This window comes from Vreelandella stevensii S18214 (assembly GCF_000275725.1).
GTDB lineage: Bacteria > Pseudomonadota > Gammaproteobacteria > Pseudomonadales > Halomonadaceae > Vreelandella > Vreelandella stevensii.
Map to the genome: position 1 here is coordinate 1 of NZ_AJTS01000010.1, position 21,217 is coordinate 21,217.

Here is a 21,217-nt window from a genome sequence, read left to right on the forward strand (position 1 = left end):
AAGAAGTTCAGCCTGAACACCCTGGATGCGGCCCGCCACTTCTATCGTGGAGAGGCGCAAGGCACCTGGGCGCCCAAAGAAGCGTTTGCCGGTCGTGATGTGTTGCTGCTGGGCACAGGCCCCGGCGTGGCGCGTCATCGCAAGGCGCTGGAACGCTATATTCGTCAGGAAAAGCCACTGGTATTGGCGTTGAATACCCAGAGCGCAATCGATGCCGAGCTGGTTGATCTGCGGGTAGCCTGTCACCCGGTACGCCTGTTGGCAGATTGCGAGGCGCATGCCAGGCTACCACAGCCTCTCATTACGCCGCTTTCCATGCTGCCCAAGGATGTACAAGCGTCTCTGGCGGATAAAAAGGTACTGGACTACGGGCTCAAGGTTGAAGCCAATACGTTCACCTTTGGTGAAACCGCCTGTGCTGCCCCTACGTCGCTGGTAGTGGCTTACGCCCTGGCTGTGGCAACCAGCGGTCAGGCCAGCAAGGTTCTCATGGCAGGTTTCGATGGCTATGGAGCCGATGACCCTCGTAGCCAGGAAATGCATCAATTGTTTGAACAGTATCAAGGTACTGATCAGGCCGTTGAGCTGGTCGCCATCACGCCCACGCGCTATGGCTTACACACTGTGTCTGTGTACGCCCTTTAAACTCGAACAAGGATACCACCATGCGTAGTGTTGTATTGATTCCCGCACGCTATGGGTCCAGCCGTTACCCTGGCAAACCCCTAGTGCCGCTATTGGGTAAGCCCATGGTGCTATGGGTAGCAGAGTTGTCGGCACGTGCCGTGGGCACTGAAAACGTCTATGTGGCCACTGAAGACCAGCGTATTGCCAACGTGGTGGAAGAGGCTGGCTTCCAGGCCGTCATGACCACCGATGATGCCTTGACGGGCACGGACCGACTGGCCCAGGCCGCTGCTCAAGTTACTGCGGATATTTACATTAACGTGCAAGGGGATGAACCGCTGGTCGACCCTGCGGATATCCTGAAGGTGCGCGATGCCAAACTGGCGCACATGGGTGACGTGATTAACGGCTTCAGCTGGGTTTCCGAGCAGGAAGACCCGCATAGCGTGAATATCCCCAAGGTCATCACCACGGAAGACAACACCCTGGTGTATATGTCTCGGGTAGCCTTGCCGGGCTACAAGGATGCCAAGTGTGCGCCCGCTCGCTACAAGAAACAGGTATGCATTTACGCCTTTACCCGAGATGAGCTCCAGGCATTCCGTGACTTTGGCCGTAAAAGTGCGCTGGAATATAGTGAAGACATCGAAATACTGCGCTTTCTGGAAATGAACAAGACCATCCGGCTGGTGGAAACCCGGCCCGGTAGTCTGGCTGTGGATGTGCCTGACGATGTTGCCAATGTCGAGGCGGCAATGCGTAAGCAGGGGTATGAATGAAACATCCGATCACGGATTACGCCACGCTGGTGTTTGACTGCGATGGCGTGGTGCTGAACTCCAATCGCGTTAAAACCGAGGCCTTCTATCAGGCTGCCTTGCCCTATGGCAAGGCAGCGGCCCAGCGGCTGGTGGATTACCACGTTCAACATGGTGGTATTTCCCGCTATGCCAAGTTCGCTTACTTCATGGAACATTTGATTGAGCCGGGCCAGACAGGGCCAGCGCTGGAAGAGCTACTGTCGCGTTATGCTGCTGAAGTGCATGAAGGGTTACTGAAATGTGACATGGCCTCTGGCCTGCAGGCCCTGCGTGAGCGCACGGCCTCTGCGCGTTGGATGATCGTCTCTGGCGGCGACCAGGCCGAGCTGCGAGAAGTGTTCGCTGCAAGAGGCATGGCCGACCTGTTCGAGAGCGGCATTTTCGGTAGCCCGGATACCAAGGATGAGATCCTGGCCCGTGAGCTGGCCAGTGGCAACCTGCAACAGCCCGCCCTGTTTTTAGGCGACAGCAAGTACGATTACCAGGCCGCCAGCGCGGCGGGGCTGGATTTTGTGTTTCTGAGTGGCTGGAGTGAAGTGAGCGACTGGGAAATATGGTGCTTGTCCAATCAAATAAACTCTCAAGTTTCTATTTAGAATTATATTAATCAGGGGGATGAATAATGAAGGTGCTGGTCACTGGCTCTGCTGGGTTTATTGGTTCTGCATTATGCTTACGTCTGCTTGAGCGTGGAGATGCCGTGGTAGGCATTGATAATCATAACGATTATTATGACCCTGCCCTTAAAGAGGCTCGCTTGGCACGGCATCTGGATCACCCCAACTATACCCACGTGCGCGTAGATCTTGCGGATCGTGAAGGCATTGAGCGCGTATTCACAGAGCATAAACCACAGCGTGTTGTTAATTTGGCCGCCCAAGCGGGGGTCAGGTACTCGATTGATAACCCGTTAGCGTACATTGACAGCAACATCGTGGGCTTTGCCCATATTCTTGAAGGCTGCCGCCATCACCAAGTGGAACATCTGGTATACGCAAGTAGCTCTAGTGTGTATGGCGCTAATGAGAAAATGCCTTTTTCTGTCCACGACAATGTTGACCATCCATTGAGCCTGTATGCTGCGAGTAAAAAAGCCAATGAATTGATGGCCCATACTTACAGCCACTTATATGGCTTGCCGACAGCAGGCTTGCGCTTTTTTACGGTCTATGGGCCATGGGGCCGCCCAGACATGGCCTTGTTTAAATTTACCAAGGCCATTGCGGCTGGTGAGCCGATTAAAGTTTTTAACTACGGAAAACATCGTCGTGATTTCACCTATATTGATGATATTGTTGAAGGTGTGATCCGTGTGTTGGATAAGCCTGCTATCGGTAATGCGGAGTGGAGTGGCCAACACCCAGACGCGGCTAGCAGTCGTGCTCCATGGCGTGTTTATAATATTGGTAATCATCAACCTGTCGAGTTGATGGATTATATAGCAGCTCTCGAGAAGGCGATGGGTAAAGAGGCAGAAAAAGAGTTACTGCCGATGCAACCAGGGGATGTGCCGGATACCTATGCAGATGTAGATGAGTTGATAGAGCAGTTTGATTACAAACCCTCTACACCTGTTGACGAAGGCGTCGCTAATTTTGTTCAGTGGTACAAAGAATTTTATGGTGTAGTATCGTAAATATGAGCAGCTCCTTAGCATAATAAATATTTAGGGATCATTGACACTACAAGGGAACCTATGTCTTCCAGTAGCGCCCTGCATACCATGTTTTTTGCACAAGGCAATCAAGCCTTTCGTAAAAATCAGTTAGCTCAATCACTCCAGCACTATCTTAATGGTGCCCTACAGCTTAACAATCTACATAGCCAGTTCGAAGGCAACCTCGAACGCACTCGCCGTGCTTATCGTCGCCAACGGGAAGGTCTGGCGCCGCGTCTGGCGGTGTGCGGCTGGTCGCTGAGCCATAACCCGGCGGGGCGGGTGATGGCGTTGGTGGATGCCTATCTACCACAGCTACAGCAGGGCACGCTGGCGGCACTGCAAGTGATCGGGGCGCTGTATCCTCGTTGGGGCGAGGGCACCTGGGGCCCGATGGGGGAGTTGGATGTTCCGCTGCATACGCTGCTGGTGGAAGAAGATACCGACTTTCTGCCCTTGGCACTGCAGTTTGTGGCGCAGCACCCGTTCGATGTCGTGCTGCTTTCCAAGCCGCGCTTTCCCAATCTGGTGTTTGGGCTGCTCTACCAGCTGGTGTGGGGCGCCACGGTGCTCTGGGATATCGACGATGAAGAGCTGGCATTTGCCAATGGTGGGGCGCCGCTTGGTCTGGAAGAAGCGCTGGGTAACCACGCCTCTGTGACGATTAACGAACCGTTGCATAAACCGTTCTGGACCCAGCTATGCGTGGGCGAACTGGGGCGTTTTCCGGTAGCGAGTGTTTCCAACCCCGCCTTGCAGCAACGTTATGGTGGCGTGGTCATTCCTCATGTGCGTAACGAGCAACACTTCGTGCCCAGCGCAGCTACCCGTGAACGAGAGCGGGAGCGGTTGGGGATTCCAGAGCACGCCAAGGTCGTGCTGTTTTTGGGCACGCCCCGTGCCCACAAGGGGCTACTGGAAACCGCTCAGGGCATGGCCAGCCTGGGTCGAGACGACATGTGGTTTGTCGTGGCCGGTAGCTTTCCCAACGATAAAGCCAGCAAGGCCTTGAAGCAGGCGTTGGAAGCAGTGGAAGGGCTGCGGCTGTTGTTTCTGGAAGACCAGCCATTCCGCCGCGTACCTGAGCTGGCCAGCATTGGGGATGCCTGCGTGTTGTTGCAAGAAGGGGACTCTCTGGTTGCCCAGTTCCAACTCCCCGCCAAGCTGGTCGATGCACTGGCCATGGGCATGGCGGTGCTAGCGCGTGTAACCCCGGCAACACAATGGCTGGCCGAGGCTGGGGTTATCACTCCGGTCACCATTGATACCTTTCCAGCCGCGCTACAGCAGCTGTTTAGTGCACAAGAGGGAACTCAACCGCAGGCGCGCAATCGTAGCTACTTTGAACAGTGCCTCAGCGTGTCGGCGGTACAGCCGCAAATCGCCAGTTGTTTGGCGTTGATGGGGCATGCCCCCGCGGCGCCTCACTGGCAAGGGCGCTTGCAGAAAATGATCGAGGGTGATCTGCGCGCTTTACTTACTTAATATGCCACCCTGTTACTCATTCAAGCCAATGCCATGGAAAATCGTGTGAAGACCTCTTCTTTTGCTTATGGAAATGCGCTTCTGCGTCAAGGTAATGCCGCCGAAGCAATCGACGCCTACTTGAAGGCGATTGATGAAAACCCTGCCTTTACGCACTACTACATCAATCTTTCTGAAGCCCTGTTAGCCAGCCCGCTGAACGCTGCCAGCAAGAACCAGGTATTCCGAAAGGTAACCGCGTACGGCAAACCCGTGATTACAGAAGAGGCCTACCGTACGGTTAAGCAGTCGAAAATGGTGAATGGCAAGTGGTATCTGGCAGAATATCCAGAGTGGGTGCCCAGAGCCATTGATCCTGTCCTGCACTACCTGGCAATAGGCTGGCGGTTAGGGCTGAACCCTTGTAAACGCTTCGATAACGACTTTTACCTGGAAATGCACAAGGCGCAGATGCAGCCCAATGAAGTGCCGCTGCTGCATTACCTGTACAAAGGCCAGGCAAAAGGTAACGAGATTAAAGACAAAGAGGCCAACGGCACCGCCAACCTGGCAGTGCAGTTATGGAACGGCCATTCGGTATCGGCCTTAAAGGCGCTGGAAGAGGTGTATAACGACCCCAATGCCACAGAAGCGTCTCGCTGGTGGGCAATGTGGCACACGGCGCGTTGGCTCTATTTTTGTGGTGAGATTGAAGCCGCCTTGGCGTTTGCCGGAAAAATGCGCGAACTGACCAATGCCAACAAATCACGTAAAGAAACGGTTTACCTCACCTATTTCTGCCTGCTGACCCTAGGCCGCCCTGCAGAAGCCTACGCCGCCCTCAAACCTTTCGTCGAGCGTCACCCCAACGACGCCGATGCGCACTTTGCACTTACTAATGCGCTCTCGGACGATGCAAAACGCATCGAGCTGATCAATCAGGCGTTTGCGATTCATGGCTTCAGTGGGATTCGCCGCAAGGACAAAACGCAGCCTCTCTCCATGGGCAATGTAATGGGGTTACCGGCGCCTAAAGTGAAGGGCACGCAAAAAGTGTCCATCATCATGCCCATTTACAGCGCAGGCGAGCAGGTGCGTATCGCCATTGAGTCGTTGCTGGCGCAAACCTACGAAAATATCGAAATTATCGCGGTAGACGACTGCTCCCCCGATGACACTTTCAAAGTGCTCAAGGCGCTGGAGAAAGAAGACCCCCGTGTAAAAGCCGTGCAGCCGCCACAGAACGGGGGGGCCTACGCTGCACGCAACTACGGGCTCACCTTTGCCACCGGCGACCTGTTTACGACCCACGATAGTGATGACTGGTCGCACCCGCAGAAAATCGCTACCCAGGTGACCTACCTGGAAAAACATCCTTCCGTGAAGGGCTGCTCGGCGCACTGGATTCGTGCCCAAGGGAATCTGGCCTTTACTCAGAACTGGCGCCCTAATAACTGCTTAACCCACTGGAGCCAATCCTCCTTTATGTTCCGCAAGGAAGTGTTGGATACCATTGGTGAGTGGGACCACGTGCGAATTGGTGGCGACACCGAATACATCTGGCGTATGCAGGCACAATTTGGCAAAAAGTCGTTTGCCAAAATCTATTCTGATACTCCCTTGGCCTTTGCGTTGGATGAAGAATCTTCGCTTACCCGTACCAAAGCCACCCATGTGCGCACCGTGTACTACGGGCTGCGCCATATCTATCGCGAAATTTGTGCCTGGTGGCACGCATCGCAAAAACACTTGAACGTGCGCGATGCCAAAACCCAGCGAGCTTTCCCCGCGCCCCGTAGCATGTTCGAGCGCACGGATGAGCCGCTAGTGTTCGACACGGTCATTGCGGGCGACTTCTCACGCTTGGAAGACTGCCAGAAAGCCGCTGAGTTTATCGGCAAGCAGCCCAAGCAGAAAGTCGCGCTGTTCCACTGGCCCAGCTTTCATAAAGCACCGGAAGCCCTATGTAACCTCTACTTCGAGCTGCTTAAACAAGGTAAAGTAGAGCCCGTTGTGATGGGCCAGGTGGTCAACGCCAGCCACTATAAAACAGCCGATAACACGTTAATCGAGTATCCATTGGATGGATACCCTGAGTTTATGGGCTTGAAGAATTGGAATGTAATTTGAGGTTGCTATGAAAAAACATGTCTTTGTAATGATTCGTTATAGCGTTTTAACCGAGAGCAAAGAATCTTGGGTTATAGGGCGCGATGCAACTACCGAAGAGTATAAGAAAAAGCTGTTTGCCAATGATAGGCTAGCGCTTCACCAGAAGCTGTTTTTTAATGTCACGCTGCCTTCATTGCGTAAGATGAACGCTGAGCGAACGACAGTGCTGGTTTTTACGTCTGATGAACTGCCTGATCCATACCTTAGTGATCTTATGAAAGAAACTTCAGGCGATAAGAATATTAAGGTTTTAAAGTTGCCAAGAGACTGTCGAGTCATTGGTAAGATGGAGAACCAACTGAATAAAGAGTTGCAGGGCTTTAATGAAGATGTCCTGTATGCTTCTGTTCGTCTCGATGATGACGATGCCTTGTCAGGAAAGTTTTTCAAAGCTTTGTCAAAATATTTGACAAAAGACTTTGTAGGACACGTGGTGTCATTTCCCAGGGGGGTGGCAGGTATGTATGACAATGATGAGTATAGTGATTTTTACGCTATTCATCAGTCTAAAATAGCCATGGGCCTTACCTTGATTAACTATGTTAAAAAAGGTGAGAAGGCAACCAAGCCGATTAGTATATACGGGCTTGGTAATCATGTTAAAGTCGATGAAAAGGCGCCACTGATTTTAGATGAATCTAGCGTTATGTATTTGCGAACGGTGCATGGCCAAAGTGATGCATATAGCAATAAGCTAAAGCAGAAAATGAACAAGGGCAGTGCCCTAGGTAGTGGTTTTTCATTGGATCGCTTTTAAAGGAAAAAGGCATGCCGTTAACAATACCTTTTAAAATGTATAATAAAATAAGAAATTTGGGGGATTCTATAAACCCTGATATTATTAGACATGTTGGTTCGCAAGAGCCAGTTTTTACGCCTACGCAAACAATACCTCATCTTGTGGGTGTGGGTAGTATTATGTTTTATGCCAATCAGAATTCTCATATCTGGGGTACAGGTATTCTGAATGAAAAAAAAGAGGCTCCTAAGTTAAATCAGAACTATATTCATGCGCTAAGAGGCAAGAAAACGGTTCAGCTTTTAACTGAGTATGGTTACAGAGTGCCAGACGTACCTTTGGGCGATCCTGGATACTTTGTTAAAGAAATGTATCCCTCTCTTGTTAACTATAAAAACAAAAAGTACAAAGCGTGTGTTATTCCTCATCATGCTGATATCAAACATCCTGCTTTTCAAACGCTCGGTAAAGAGGATGGCGTTTATATATTGAACATGATGACCAGTGATGTGAATGTGCTCGAGAAGATAGCTGAGTCTGAAGTGGTGATTTCTCAGAGTCTTCATGGTTTGGTTTTTGCAGAAGCGTTAGGCGTACCTAACTTGTGGGTATCATTCAAAGATAATCGTGTGTGGAATTTTAAATTTCTAGACTGGTTCTCTACAACACGAAACCCACAGGATAAGCCAGTAGATGCTTCTGCGCCTTTGGCGGAAATGATACAGCAGGCGACTTTGCATGACTCCTTGATCTCGCTGGATGCACTGCGCTCGGCTTTCCCTTTGGATGAGGTGTCACGTAAGGTTGAGGGCCCTTTACTTCTGGGTAACGCGCTATCTAGAGATGCTCGAGTGTGTAATACCCTATTTGACGGTGATGTTCCCGGTACTCCATTTCTCAAGCGTAAGGCAGACGATGAGTTGCTGTTAAGTCTTCAAGTACAGGTCAGGGACGTGCTGCAACGAGGAATGTCCGTTGACCCCGGGTCGAAATATAATTTCATTGGCGGCTGTGAGTTTTTAAATGAGGGTGCTATTGAAAAAATAATTTCTGTCATGGATGAGAAATATAAATTTGGATTTGGTGCGGTAGCGTCAGCCAGTAATATACCACCAGACGAAAAGGTATATGAGATAAATGGTGTGTTGGTTGGCAAAAACAAGTGTTTGTCCAATGCTTTTGTTGTGCGCCCTCATGGCAGATTTAATGTAAAAGAAGAGTTTTTAACGTTTTACGTGTAAATCTGCTCTAGTCGAATAGGCAATTGCCATTTTTGTGTTTCGACTTTTGAATGGTTTTGTAAAGGTTGATTGCCTTTATCAAGGTTTTTTTATGGAAAGAGAAAAAATGCACGTTAGTAAAGTGACTGATAAAGATGTCGAAGTGTTTCAACTTTTTCCTTTTGTTGGGGCTGAGCCTGCTCATTATCATACAATTTGTCGGAAAATAAATGCTCAATATGACAGAAAAGCGCTTTCTGCCAGCCCCGAGCGCTATCTTTTGGAAGCGTGGGACGGGGGCTTGGAAAAACAACGCTTTTCCATTCAGTACTCTGATTTAAATTTTGAATGCTTTGCAACGCCATCCAGCGTTAAAAAGCTATTTGTTTTTTTAAGTGCCGGTGGCGGCCAAGTTAAAATGGGGGACCGCCCTGAGTTTCAGAGAGCCAGTTGGCATCCTTGGTTGCAGGGGGTTTGTATTAATATTGCAGACCCGACGTTTTCTGCCTTTCCGGGTAAGCTGACCACTGGTTGGTATATTGGTTCCAAAAAGCAAGATGCAATACCACCGCTCGCAGATATAATTCGTAAAATACTGTCAAAATATGCAATAGATGCTTCAAATGTCTATGTGGTAGGTAGTTCTGCTGGCGGTACCTCTGCTTTGAAGTTAGCTAGGGTGTTAAGTGGAATAACGGTAGTTGTTGAAAATCCACCAGTTTATCCTCATGAGAGAGGATCATCGAAGCGTTATTTGGAAGTGGGTATAGATTTGTCGTCAGAAGAGTACCATGAGCGGAATAATTTGCGCCATGTCAATAGTCATTGCCAGTCTCGATATTTTATTTTTCAGAATGCTGATGACAAGCGTCCTATGAAAAACTTGGCTGATTTGTTATGCGGGAATGGTTTGCCAAAGATGCAATTAGGGTTGAATTCATGTGGAAATTTAAATATTTATCATTCTGTGATTTCTAATCAGTCACCACATCATGCATTTATGAAAGTCAATGATTTTAGATTATTCATAAAGGCGATTGAGAGTGTTTCCTCTAAAGAATATCTATCGCTTCTGCTGGATAGTATTTTTGAGGGAATAAGGTTGCGCGCCCTGCAATCGGACAAAATTAAAAATTTAAAAGGCTGGTCTACCTTTTTGAAAAATATTAGTATGCCATCGCTATTGTTACCATTGCCAACTGATCACCATGAGCTGGTTGTGCCGATAAAAAATGTTGATGCAATCGGTTATAAAGCTGTTTTGAATCATAGTGGTAAGAAAATGAGTTTCTCAGTTGAGTTACCATGTAGTGTTTATGAGAATAATAAAAATATGGTGGATGAGCTAATGTCAAAGACGCGTCTGCAGTTGGCTAAGTCGACTAGTGGCTATGTTTTAGAAATTAAGCATGTGGCCATTGATAAAGCCGCTCATAAATTTAAAAGCTTTGTGCGCGCTACGTTGCCTATCGTGCAAGGGGAGCACAGTTGATATAACAGTGTTTTCTATTTCGAGTATCCTTGATGAGTGCCACCACCTGATGATTCGCATACTCATTGCGCTCTCACCCGTAATGCTCATTGTATGGCTATGGTGGGGAAGCCATGTAAAAAAACCGTTGCCTCCTGAACAAAGTGCTACCGTTGAAACTTTTGACTCTGCTTCATTATCAGCGCTGGGACGTGCCCTTGAGGAGCATCAGCTCACTCGCATAGTAACCAATAGCGGACAAGGCAACTCTCGTGCACTGCGCGTAGATTATCAGGGCTATGAACGTGGCAGCCGCCGTGTGGTGGTGTCACCGCGAATTGAGCCTGCCGAACAGTATGATTTTTCGTTTTGGGTGCAGTTTTGTGAAGGCTTTGACTTTGCCAGAGGTGGTAAACTGCATGGGTTAGGGCCTTCAGGTCCTGTTACAGGGGGTAACCCCGTGACTCCAGACGGGTGGAGCGCCCGTTTGATGTTCCGTGGGGATGGGGGGCTGCAAACCTACATTTATCATCAGGGTATGGCAGGGCGTTTTGGTGATACTCAGCGTGCTGCGGAGTTCGCCTTTGAACCTGGCCGTTATTATCACGTGCGTATGCGCGTAACCCTGAATACCCCCGCGCAGGAAAGTAATGGGCATGTAACGGTATGGGTCGATGATGAGCGGCTTATCGAGCATACCGGTTTACGCTTTCGTGACCGTGAGGGGGATGCCAGCCAAATACAGCGCTTGCTATTCAGTACTTTCCATGGTGGCAGTAGCCCTGAATGGGCGCCTAGAAATTCCGATGGCAGCTATAAAACCGATTGCGCGTATTTTGATAATATTGAATTGATCCCATCGCTTGGGCGATGAACGATACAACGATGCTTGTTGGAGAACCTTAAGGATGAAGATTGCAGTTGCCGGAACGGGCTATGTTGGCCTTTCTAACGCGATGCTGTTGGCCCAGCACCATGAGGTGGTCGCGGTCGATATCGTGCCTGAAAAGGTCGAGATGCTGAATAACCGCGTATCACCGATTGAAGATGCGGAAATTTCAGCGTTTCTGGCGCGTGAAGACCTGCACTTCACGGCAACCCTGGATGCCAAGGCGGCTTACGAGGGTGCGGCGTTCGTCATTATTGCGACGCCCACCGATTACGACCCGGACACCAACTACTTCAACACCAAAAGCGTTGAAGCCGTGATTCAGCAGGTGATGGAGATCAACCCGGATGCGGTCATGGTCATCAAGTCGACCGTGCCGGTGGGCTATACCGTTGAAACCGCTGAGCGTTTCAATACTCAAAACCTGCTGTTCTCGCCGGAGTTTTTGCGTGAAGGCAAGGCCCTGCACGATAACTTGTACCCGTCGCGCATCATTGTGGGCGAGCGTTCCGAGCGGGCGGCGACCTTTGCCGAGCTGTTGAAGCAGGGGGCCATCAAGCAGGAAGTCGACGTGCTGTTGACCAATAGCACGGAAGCAGAGGCGATCAAGCTGTTCGCCAATACTTACCTGGCCATGCGCGTGGCTTACTTCAATGAGCTGGATACCTACGCGGAAAGCCACGGCCTGGATGCCAAGCAGATTATCGAAGGGGTAGGGCTCGACCCACGCATCGGTAAGCACTACAACAACCCCAGTTTTGGCTATGGCGGCTACTGCCTGCCCAAGGATACCAAGCAGCTGCTGGCGAACTACCAGGATGTGCCCAACAATATGATTCAGGCCATCGTGGAAGCGAACCGCACCCGTAAGGATTTCATTTCGGAGTCCGTGCTGCGCCGCCAGCCGGAAGTGGTGGGCGTTTATCGCTTGATCATGAAAACCGGCTCCGATAACTTCCGCGCCAGTGCCATGCAGGGCGTCATGAAGCGTCTCAAGGCCAAGGGTGTCGAAGTGGTGGTGTTCGAACCTGCGTTGGAAGACGAGAAGTTCTTTGGCTCTGTGGTGATGCGCGACTTCGATGCCTTTAAACAGAAGGCGGATGTGATCCTGGCGAACCGCATGGTGCCCGAATTGGAAGATGTGGTGGGCAAGGTCTATACCCGCGACCTGTTTGGCAGCGATTGAAACTCCGCATGAAAATTTAACGCTTTGGGTGTGCTATATTGCCGCCAGGCCTCGGTTTTATTTATAAAAACGTGATGCCCATGGAAGCATGAAAGGGCCGTCAACCCCGGGTTTGGCGGCTTTTTTGTATGTCGGGTTCCCGTGGGCCACTTTTCGCGAATGGGGTGCGATGTTTTCTTTTTTGGCTAAATGGTGGAGGCGGCCTTTGTCGGCCGGTTCTAAGGCTCATGCCACTGCGCTGTTGCAGGATGATGCCGCTGACTTTGATGCCCAGTGGTATGTAAGCGCGTATCCGGATGTTGCGGAAGCAGGGCTGGACCCCTGGGAGCATTACCAGCGCCATGGCCGGGCGGAAGGGCGGCTGCCGTTTTGCAACCGGGCGTTGGGTTGGGAGCATGCGCTATGGCGTGGCGCTGAGCACATCATGTTGCCTCGTTTAGCGCAGTTGCTTTCGTCGTCTTCGGCGAATGCGGCAGAACGCCAGGCGGCACGCTGGGCGTTGGCCCGTTGGTATGCCTGGCAGCAGCGTTGGGATGCGGTGCTGGATAGCCTGATGCCCGAAGGGCAGTGGCAGCCTTGTACAACCCCCGGCCCGGCGCTGTTGGTGATCGACGCGTGTTGTCGTGGCAAGGTGGCGGGGCATACGCAAGTCGCTGCCCAGCAGGCGCTGGCGTTTTTGGAGAGCCACTACCCCCATTTGGCCGACACGGCCTTGGCACGTTGTAACGTGCAGCAGTGGTTGGGTGAGCAGGCCGCATCGCCGTTGGCGGTGCTGAATGCCATGTTCACGGCGCAGGGGCTAGCCCCTATTGCCCTGGCGGATGGCGCAGACGAGCTGGCCCTGCAACATTTGCGGCCTGCCGGCCATGTGAGCCATAAAGAGGTCAATAATAAAGAGGTCAATAATGTCATTCCGCTGAGGTTGGTGAGTGTCATTATTCCCCTTTATAACGCTGAGCGGACCATTGCCATTGCCTTGCGCGGGCTGTTTGCCCAGTGTGGGGTGCGCCTTGAAATCATCGTGGTGGATGATGCCAGCACGGATAACGGGGCCGCCGTCGCCGAGGCGCTAAAGCAGGAGGCGCCCGCCCATGTGCAGTTGGTGCTGTTGAGCCACACGACCAACCAGGGGGCTTATGCGGCGCGTAATACGGGGCTGAACGTGGCCCGTGGTGAGTTTATTACTACCCACGATAGCGATGACTGGTCGCACCCTCAGAAGCTGTGGCGCCAGTGCGAGGCGCTGGTGGCGCAGCCTGGGCTGCAGGCTTGCCTGTCGCATTGGGTGCGTGTCACGCCGTCGCTGCACTTCCATCGTTGGCGGCTGGATGACTATGGCTGGGTCTATCCGAATATGTCTTCGTTGATGTGTCGGCGCACGACGTTCGAGGCGTTGGGCTTTTGGGACCGGGTAAACGTCAATGCGGATACCGAGTTTCGCCATCGGGTGGAAGCGGCTTTTGGGCCAGAAAGCGTGGCTGAGGTGCTGCCGGGGGTGCCGCTGTCGTTTGGCCTGGGGGATGAGGGGTCGTTAAGCCAGCATGGCCGCACGCACTTGGTGAGCCAGTTCAGCGGTGCGCGGTTTCGTTACATGCAGATGGCGCGCCAATGGCATCAGGCGGGGGAAAGCCCGGCGGCGCTATACATGCCGTTCATGCCCGACGCGCGACCGTTTGCGGCGCCGCTTTTGATGCTGCGCGATGAAGCACCCGCCAATGGGCCATTGACCGATTTCGAGCGGGTGTGCGAATCCACGCTGTTTGATGCCGGGTGGTACCTTACCCGTTACCCGGATTTACAGAATACGCCCACGGAACCGCTGCTGCATTTTTGGGAAACCGGCGCTGCCGAAGGCCGAGACCCAGGGCCTGATTTTTCCACGTCGGGATATGTGCGTTGTTACCCCGAGGTGGCTCAACTTTCGTGCCTGCCGCTGGCGCACTATTTGAAGACGGGATACGCACGCGGCTATTCAGCCTTGCCAGAGTGGCAGGGGGAACAAGCGTTCTCGAACCGGCCGACGGTGATGCTGTGTGGGCACCAGGCCGGTACGGCGCTGTTCGGTGCCGAGCGTAGTTTGTTGGATGTGCTGGACGCCATGGTCAAGCATCGCTGGAACGTGGTGGTTACCTTGCCTGAGGCCATGAACGCCGAGTACGAGCAGGCTATTTTAAAGCGTTGCCGGGTATTGGCCGTACTTCCCTATGGCTGGTGGCAGGAAGGGCGTCTGCCGGTCGAGGCTACCGTTAGCCATTTTGAGGCGCTGATCGAACGCCATCATGTCAACGCATTGCATGGTAATACGGTGGTGCTTCAGGAGCCTTATGTGGCGGCTCGTCGTGCAGGTATCCCCACCCTGGTACACGTGCGTGAGCTGCCTCGCCATGACCCGGGCCTGTGCGCATTGCTGGGCGCCGAGCCCGAAGCGGTGGTGGCCCATGTGCATGCGCAGGCCGATGTGGTGATTGCCAATTCCCACTGCGTTGCAGAGGCTTTTGCACGGCCTTCTGCAACGCCGGTGTGCGTGGTGCCCAATACCATTGATATGCCGCCGCTGCTGGCGTTGCCGCCCGTACGCTTTATCCCCGGCGAACGCCAGGGGGGCGTGCGGGTGGGCATGCTGAGTAGCAATGTGGCCAAGAAGGGTATTGATGATTTGGTGACCATGGCACGCCACCTGCAAGCCTTGGCGCCCTTTGCCGAGGTGGTAGTGTTTGGAGCCTGTAGCCCCGAGATCACATCGCTGTTGGCGCGCCAGGCACAGGGCCGAGCGCCTTCCAACGTGCGCTTTGCGGGGTATGTCGAACGCCCGGAAGAGGCGTTGGCACAGCTGGATATCGTGGTGAACCTATCCCGCTTTCAAGAGTCTTTTGGGCGTACCGTACTGGAAGCGATGGCGGCAGGCCGCCCTGTGGTCGCTTACCAGTGGGGGGCACTGAGCGAGCTGGTGGTAGACGGTGAAACGGGGTATCTCGTGCCTTATGGAGACCCGGCTGCTGCTGCCCAGCAAGTCGCCCGGTTGGCCGCTGCGCCCGCGCAGTGTCGGCGTTTCGGTCAGGCTGCCCAGCAGCGGGCAGTTACCCGGTTCAGCTCGGCTGAATTGAGCCATGCCCTGTGCAAGGCGTATCGGCTAACCGGTGCGACTGCTTTCATGGAGACGCCTTGATCCGTGAGTTGCCCAAGCCCTACGGCTCCAATGGAGGGACGTGTTTGAAGCTTGCCATTGCTGCGATCGTCAAGAACGAACGAGATAGCCTTCCTGAATGGATGGCGTTTCATTTGTCGGTGGGCGCTAGCCACTTCCTGATCGCGGATAACGAAAGCGATGATGGCACCTACGAGTGGCTGGCCGACCTGGCAAAGGCCGGGCTGGTGACGCTTCTTTCGGTGTCTACTCAAGGGCAGCCGCCTCAGTTACAGGCGTATCAGCGTTTATTGGAGCACTGCCCCCCGCTGATGGATTTGGTGGCGTTCATCGACGCTGATGAGTTCCTGCTACCCACCGCCGAGGCCTCACCGGATGACCAGTACTCTTTGTTGACGTGGCTGGAAGCACGGTTTGCTGCGCCTGAGGTCGGCGCCCTTGGCTTGAACTGGGCATGTTTTGGCTCGGCCGGGGCACGGTTTCGTGAGGAGGGGCTGGTGATCGAGCGATTCACCCAGCGTGCCCGCCGCTCCTTCGGGCCTAATCACCACATCAAGAGCGTTGTCAGGCCCCAACAGGTTGAATGTTTTATCAATCCGCATCTGGCGCGGTTGCGCCACGGTCACTATATCAATAGTCAGGGGGAGCCGCTGGCCGCTCGCCATGGCGCGGATGGTTCGGTCAGGCCGGGGTTGAGCGAGTCCGTCTGCTGGGAGGGGGCGCGTATCAACCACTATCTGGTCAAGTCGGTAGAAGAGTTTGTGCTGGGCAAGGCCCGGCGTGGCAGTGCTGCCACCCCCCATTATCAAAAGCAGCGCGATTACTTTATGCGCCATGACCGTAATGATGTTGAGTGTCATGTGGCCGCTCGGTTCGCGCCTGAGGTTAAACAGAAGATGAAATGGTTGCAGCAGCTTGAAGACAAGCAGCAGGACGTCACGGAGAGTGTCGAAGTACGCTCGACGGGGAAAGAGTTGAAGCGCTGGTTAACGCGCCGGGTCAAAGAGTGGACCCTGGCTACCTCCGGGGGGGAAGAGGCCCCAACCGAGCGCTGGTCGTTGGATTACCCTTCGGCGCAGCGTGGGTCGCGTTTTCTCCCCTCGGGTCGAGTGGTGCAAGGGTGGTTGCTGTTACCTGAGCATTTGCAGGACATGCAGGCCGAGGTGCGTATCGTGGCCCGTTGGTTGCCGGTGTACGAATTGTGTCACCCGCTGGATATCGAGCGCCCGGATGTCATCGAAAACGTGCTGGGCGTGGCGGCAGAAGGGCATGCCCAGCAGCGCTGTGGTTTTCGTTTTACGGTTCCCCCTTTGTTGAGAGAGTTTTCGCTGTGGCTGGCAGTGGGGGATGAGCGCTGGCTGCTCCAGGACGTTCAGGTGGATACCCAGGACGTAGCGCCTGCCCAGCCGCTGAAAGTGTTGGAGGGTAAGCAGGGTTGGCTGTTCCTGGATAACGACACCAATGGCAGTGTTGACCAGTTTACGGGCCGTATGCAGTTGACCCAGGCGGGCGTGGAGGGGTGGCAGGCGTATTTGCGCCAACTGGTCGCGCTGGCGAGCCAGGTGCCCTGGGCGCTACTGGTGGCGCCTTCCAAGGAGAGTGTCATGGGCGAGCAGTATCATCCTCGCCAAGGGGGAAGCTCGGGGCCCATGCAGCAAGTGCTGGCTTTGCCTGAAGCCTCCGAACTGGTATACCCGGTCGCGGCGCTGAAAGCGCTGGGAGATGGGGCCTTCATCCCCACGGATACTCACTGGACCCATAAGGGAGCCATGGCGGCAACGCTGGCATTTGCCGAGCGGTTGGGGCTGGACCCACAGGCCTGTGCCTCGATGTTTGCCAAGGACCGCTACAAGAAAAAAGCCATGGGGGGCGATCTGGGCAATAAGCTGACGCCCAAACGTACTTCCGAGGTGCAGGTTCTGACCTCGTTTACCCATACGCGCTACAAGACCTACGATAATGGCCTGCCCAATTTTGGCCGTTTAATGGTGATGGAGTACCCCAAGGCGCTGGTGCCGAGCACCTGCTTACTGTTTGGCTCTTCGTCCAGCTACTCCATGTTCAATTACCTGTGCCGCCTGTTCCAGCGCGTGGTGTTTGTGCACAGTGCCGGTAATGTGGACCCTGCTCTGGTAGAGGCCGTGGCGCCTGGCTATCTGGCCGCCCAGACCAACGCTCGCTTTGTGATTCAAGTACCTACGGTAGCCTATAGCTTGCAGGAGATGGTCCAGGAAAAGTCGTCCCAACTGGATGAAAAAGCCCTTGAGGGTGTCTTGGAACGGCGTATCATCGCGGAAGATACGTATCTTGAAACGGTGGGTGTTCTACCGTGGGCACACGCTGCGGGCGCGCTCATTTCATGAATGTTGCCTTGTCAAAAATTGGGTTGAGGTGTTAATGGGGCAGCATACGGTTCGCTTTAAAGAATGGCTGGCTGCGCTGGGCCGCTTAATTGATATGCCGCCTGTTTGGCGGCGTGAACCTGTCTTGAGGATCAAAAACAGTCCTTCGGCGCGCGTAGAGACGCACGAGGAAGACAACGATCAGGCGATCACCGATTGCCAGATAGAAGGCGACCAGCCCTGGCCGGGCTGGAATATGGTAGAGCTGGATGGGCTGGCGGGCGACGCGCATGGGGCTGCCACCTTGACGCTGTTTACTCGGCAGGGGGGGCAGGAATTCTCCGTGTCGTTGCGCCCTGGTAAAACGACCAAACGGATCGTGTGGGTGCCGCTGGGGGTGGTCAAGATGACGCTCTCGTTCAGCGCCTCAGCGGATGCGTTACGGTCGGCTACGCTGCGGTGGGTTTGGCTGACGCCGTGGTTTGCTCATAACCGCCTGGCGCGTCGGCTGATCAATAATCATCCGGAGTTCAAGGGGCTGCGTACTCGCAAGGTGATCCGGCAGTTGCATGTCGCGTCTGTGGCGGAAGGGTGCTCCTGGCGCCGTGTGGCGATGGACGCCTACGACCAGACCCATGCAAAACAGCATGTCAATGACGACTACATGCGCTGGATCGATGTCAAGGAGCCTTCTGCGCATCTCGATGCTCAGGCCTTCATTGCCAGGCTGGCGCATGCCCCGCTGTTTTCGTTGATCATGCCCGTGACCCTGGAAGATTTCGAGAAAGGCGAGAAACATTTTGTTGCCACGATCGAGTCTCTCAAGGCGCAAAGCTACTTCTTTTGGGAAGTGTTTATTGTGTTGTCGGCTGAGATTACCGATGCACAGCGGCGCAGTCTGGAGCGTTATATTTCTTCTACTAGCCGTATCAACCTGATTAGAAGCTACCACCGTACCTATGCGAAGCTGGACCATCAGGGGTTTATTCAAACCCAGGGAGATGGTGTGTTGCGCATTAGCGTTGGTGACCAGCTTGCTCAGGAGGCGCTGAGCCAATTGGCCAAGGCGTGGAACGAGTATCCGGATGCGCAGCTTTTTTATGGCGATGAAGATGCGATTAATGAAAATGGCGAGCGTAGCACGCCCGTCTTCAAGCCAGACTGGAACCCCGATTTATTGTTGTCTACCAACTACATTGGTCGTTTGGCCCTGTATAAGCGTAAGCTACTTTGGCAGTTGGAAGCCGAGCAAGCCGACCTGCTTTCCCATTTGACCAATCGCGCCGCCGTGGATTATGCCCTGGCGTTGACCTTTTTAATGTGGAAGAGCGTTCATGGGAATGAGCGCTCGGTGCATCATTTGCCGAGCATGCTGTATCACCGTAGCACTCTTTTCCGCTACTCCCTTTCCCAGGCGGATGCCATGCAGCTGGTCAGCCATGTGCTAAAGCAACACGTGGCGAGTAACCGTGCGGTTGTTCACCCGGGGCTGTTGAGCCATAGCGTGCGTATCGAGTGGCCTATTCCGCGCCCCGCACCCCTGGTCAGTTTATTGATTCCTACCCGTAATGGGGTGGACATCCTGCGCCCCTGTGTCGATGCCATTCTGGAGCGTACGGCGTATTCCCATTTCGAAGTGCTGATTCTGGATAATCAGAGTGATTGCCCCGAAGCGCTGGCCTATATGAGTGAGGTGGCCCAGCGCGATGCTCGGGTTCGCGTATTACGCTGGGATCATCCGTTCAATTATTCGGCCATCAATAACTTTGGGGCGTCGCAAGCGCGTGGCACTATTATTGGCTTGGTCAATAACGATATCGAGCCGATTAACGAGGACTGGTTAACCGAAATGGTGGGCCAGGTGTGCCGTTCCGAAATTGGCTGTGTTGGGGCCAAACTTTACTATCCTAATGGAATGTTGCAACATGGCGGGGTTATCCTTGGGTTAGGCGATGTGGCGGGTCATGCGCATCGCTTTTTCCCTCGGGAGAGCGATGGCTATAACGGGCGCTTGAAAGTTGTACAGAACCTTTCTGCTGTGACGGCTGCATGTTTATTATTGCGAAAAAGCGTCTTTACTAAAGTTCAGGGCTTGAATGAACGCGAATTGACCGTCGCCTATAACGATGTTGATTTGTGCTTGCGTGTCCGTGAAGCAGGTTATCGCAATGTATGGACACCCTACGCTGAATTATATCATCACGAGTCGATTTCCCGTGGTGCTGATGACACGCCTACCAAACGCGCACGCTGGCTGAGTGAAGTGGCTTATATGCGCCGCCGTTGGGCTAAACAGTTGGATAATGACCCTGCTTATAACCCTAACTTGACGCTGGTGCATGAAGATTTCTCACTCCGTTAACCTGCCGCTTATGCCAACCGGTAGTGCCTGGCTGCCCTATGACACCTGACGCGGATTGGGTGGTTTTCAGCGATGGTGCCAGGCCAACGGAAGATATCTATTTTCTTGAGTCTGCCGTTCCGGCGCTGCGTCAGCGGGGCCTGCGCATCGAACGGGTCGTGGCGTCACGGTGGTTTGCCGCGCCGTGGCTGCAGGGGCGAGATTTTTTGGCCCGCTATGCGGGGGCCAATCTGGTGGTGTGCCGCTCGTTGCCCGCGGCCTGGGTGCGTTGGTTAAGGCGGCATCGCTCTGTGTTTGGGTACGTCGTTTACCTGATTGATGACGATATTGCCGCCGCCGCCGAAGACTCATCCCTTCCGGCGGCTTATCGTAAGCGTATGGCAGGCATTGCCCATGGCCAGCCACGGCTGCTGTCCTTGTGTGATGAAGTGGTGGCCTGTAGTGAGGCGTTGGCCAACCAGTTTCGGGCACGCCATGGCCAGGTATCGGTGCTGACTCCGCCATTGATTGCGGCCTTGCCCTCGGAGCTCGACCACTTCAGGCAGCCGCCTTCATCGGCCTTTCCTTGGCGGATAGGCTTTCATGGAACCCGGGCGCACTTGAGCGACTTGCAGCATATCGCCCCGGCGCTGAACGCTATTCAGCAGTCACAGGAAGGCACACAGCTGGAAATCATGTTGGGTCGGCATACGCCGGCTGAGCTGGCGACGTTATCAGGCGTTTCAGTACCAGAGCCGCTGCCCTGGTCAGCCTATCGGCGTTACCAGGCCGAGCACCGGGTGCATATTGGCTTGGCGCCGCTATGGCCAACCCCCTTCAATCGGGGCAAGTCGTTCATCAAGTTTTTGGATATTACCGCGATGGGGGGGGTGGGTATTTATTCGCACCGTGCCCCTTATAACGATGTGGTGCGTCACGGCAGCAATGGCTTGCTGGTGGGCGATGCGCCTGAGGAGTGGCAGGCTGCGCTGCACTACTTGATCCATCATCCTCAAGAAGCTGCGGCCATGGCCCGCCAAGCCGCCGTCGATGCACAGCGCATTGGCCAACCTGACGATGCGATACAGTTCTGGCTGGCACGGCAGGCGCGTTTTTCCGAATATCAATCAGGGAGTAAGTAGA

At 53.8% G+C, this 21,217-nt stretch carries 14 protein-coding genes and 1 pseudogene; all 15 read left to right on the forward strand.

Features of this window, described 5'->3' with window-relative positions; genetic code table 11:
- A pseudogene (locus HSS18214_RS19175) lies at nt 1-645 on the forward strand (aldolase); the annotation flags it as partial.
- Between the two features lie 20 nt (nt 646-665).
- The gene (locus HSS18214_RS0100525; RefSeq protein ID WP_016913363.1) at nt 666-1,406 is read left to right on the forward strand and encodes a 3-deoxy-manno-octulosonate cytidylyltransferase; all 741 of its coding nucleotides are present in this window, start codon (nt 666-668) and stop codon (nt 1,404-1,406) included.
- Nucleotides 1,403-2,044: an HAD family hydrolase gene (locus HSS18214_RS0100530; RefSeq protein WP_016913364.1), complete on the forward strand. Its 642-nt coding sequence runs from the start codon at nt 1,403-1,405 to the stop codon at nt 2,042-2,044. The genes HSS18214_RS0100525 and HSS18214_RS0100530 overlap by 4 nt, the downstream gene beginning before the upstream one ends.
- 26 nt (nt 2,045-2,070) lie before the next feature.
- Nucleotides 2,071-3,084: an NAD-dependent epimerase gene (locus tag HSS18214_RS0100535; RefSeq protein WP_026001622.1), complete on the forward strand. Its 1,014-nt coding sequence runs from the start codon at nt 2,071-2,073 to the stop codon at nt 3,082-3,084.
- Between the two features lie 60 nt (nt 3,085-3,144).
- On the forward strand, nt 3,145-4,590 hold the full coding sequence (locus HSS18214_RS0100540; RefSeq protein WP_016913368.1) for a glycosyltransferase: 1,446 nt from the start codon (nt 3,145-3,147) through the stop codon (nt 4,588-4,590).
- A 45-nt stretch (nt 4,591-4,635) separates the two neighbouring features.
- Nucleotides 4,636-6,699, forward strand: a complete 2,064-nt coding sequence (locus tag HSS18214_RS0100545) for a glycosyltransferase (protein WP_016913369.1) — start codon at nt 4,636-4,638, stop codon at nt 6,697-6,699.
- Between the two features lie 7 nt (nt 6,700-6,706).
- Nucleotides 6,707-7,498, forward strand: a complete 792-nt coding sequence (locus HSS18214_RS0100550) for a glycosyltransferase (RefSeq protein WP_016913370.1) — start codon at nt 6,707-6,709, stop codon at nt 7,496-7,498.
- Nucleotides 7,499-7,509: 11 nt separating this feature from the next.
- On the forward strand, nt 7,510-8,721 hold the full coding sequence (locus HSS18214_RS18500) for a polysaccharide pyruvyl transferase family protein (RefSeq protein ID WP_016913371.1): 1,212 nt from the start codon (nt 7,510-7,512) through the stop codon (nt 8,719-8,721).
- Nucleotides 8,722-8,812: 91 nt separating this feature from the next.
- Nucleotides 8,813-10,192, forward strand: a complete 1,380-nt coding sequence (locus HSS18214_RS18975; RefSeq protein ID WP_156808448.1) for an alpha/beta hydrolase — start codon at nt 8,813-8,815, stop codon at nt 10,190-10,192.
- A gap of 49 nt (nt 10,193-10,241) precedes the next feature.
- The gene (locus tag HSS18214_RS18980) at nt 10,242-11,045 is read left to right on the forward strand and encodes a polysaccharide lyase (protein WP_156808449.1); all 804 of its coding nucleotides are present in this window, start codon (nt 10,242-10,244) and stop codon (nt 11,043-11,045) included.
- A 34-nt stretch (nt 11,046-11,079) separates the two neighbouring features.
- Nucleotides 11,080-12,246, forward strand: a complete 1,167-nt coding sequence (locus tag HSS18214_RS0100575; RefSeq protein ID WP_026001623.1) for a nucleotide sugar dehydrogenase — start codon at nt 11,080-11,082, stop codon at nt 12,244-12,246.
- Nucleotides 12,247-12,451: 205 nt separating this feature from the next.
- Nucleotides 12,452-15,412 (forward strand): glycosyltransferase, encoded by a 2,961-nt coding sequence (locus HSS18214_RS0100580; RefSeq protein ID WP_016913376.1) that lies wholly within the window; start codon nt 12,452-12,454, stop codon nt 15,410-15,412.
- 44 nt (nt 15,413-15,456) lie between these two features.
- On the forward strand, nt 15,457-17,754 hold the full coding sequence (locus HSS18214_RS0100585; protein ID WP_016913377.1) for an alginate O-acetyltransferase AlgX-related protein: 2,298 nt from the start codon (nt 15,457-15,459) through the stop codon (nt 17,752-17,754).
- Between the two features lie 34 nt (nt 17,755-17,788).
- On the forward strand, nt 17,789-20,095 hold the full coding sequence (locus HSS18214_RS0100590) for a glycosyltransferase family 2 protein (protein WP_016913378.1): 2,307 nt from the start codon (nt 17,789-17,791) through the stop codon (nt 20,093-20,095).
- Between the two features lie 38 nt (nt 20,096-20,133).
- Nucleotides 20,134-21,216: a glycosyltransferase family protein gene (locus tag HSS18214_RS0100595; RefSeq protein WP_016913379.1), complete on the forward strand. Its 1,083-nt coding sequence runs from the start codon at nt 20,134-20,136 to the stop codon at nt 21,214-21,216.
- Nucleotide 21,217 lies beyond the last annotated feature (1 nt).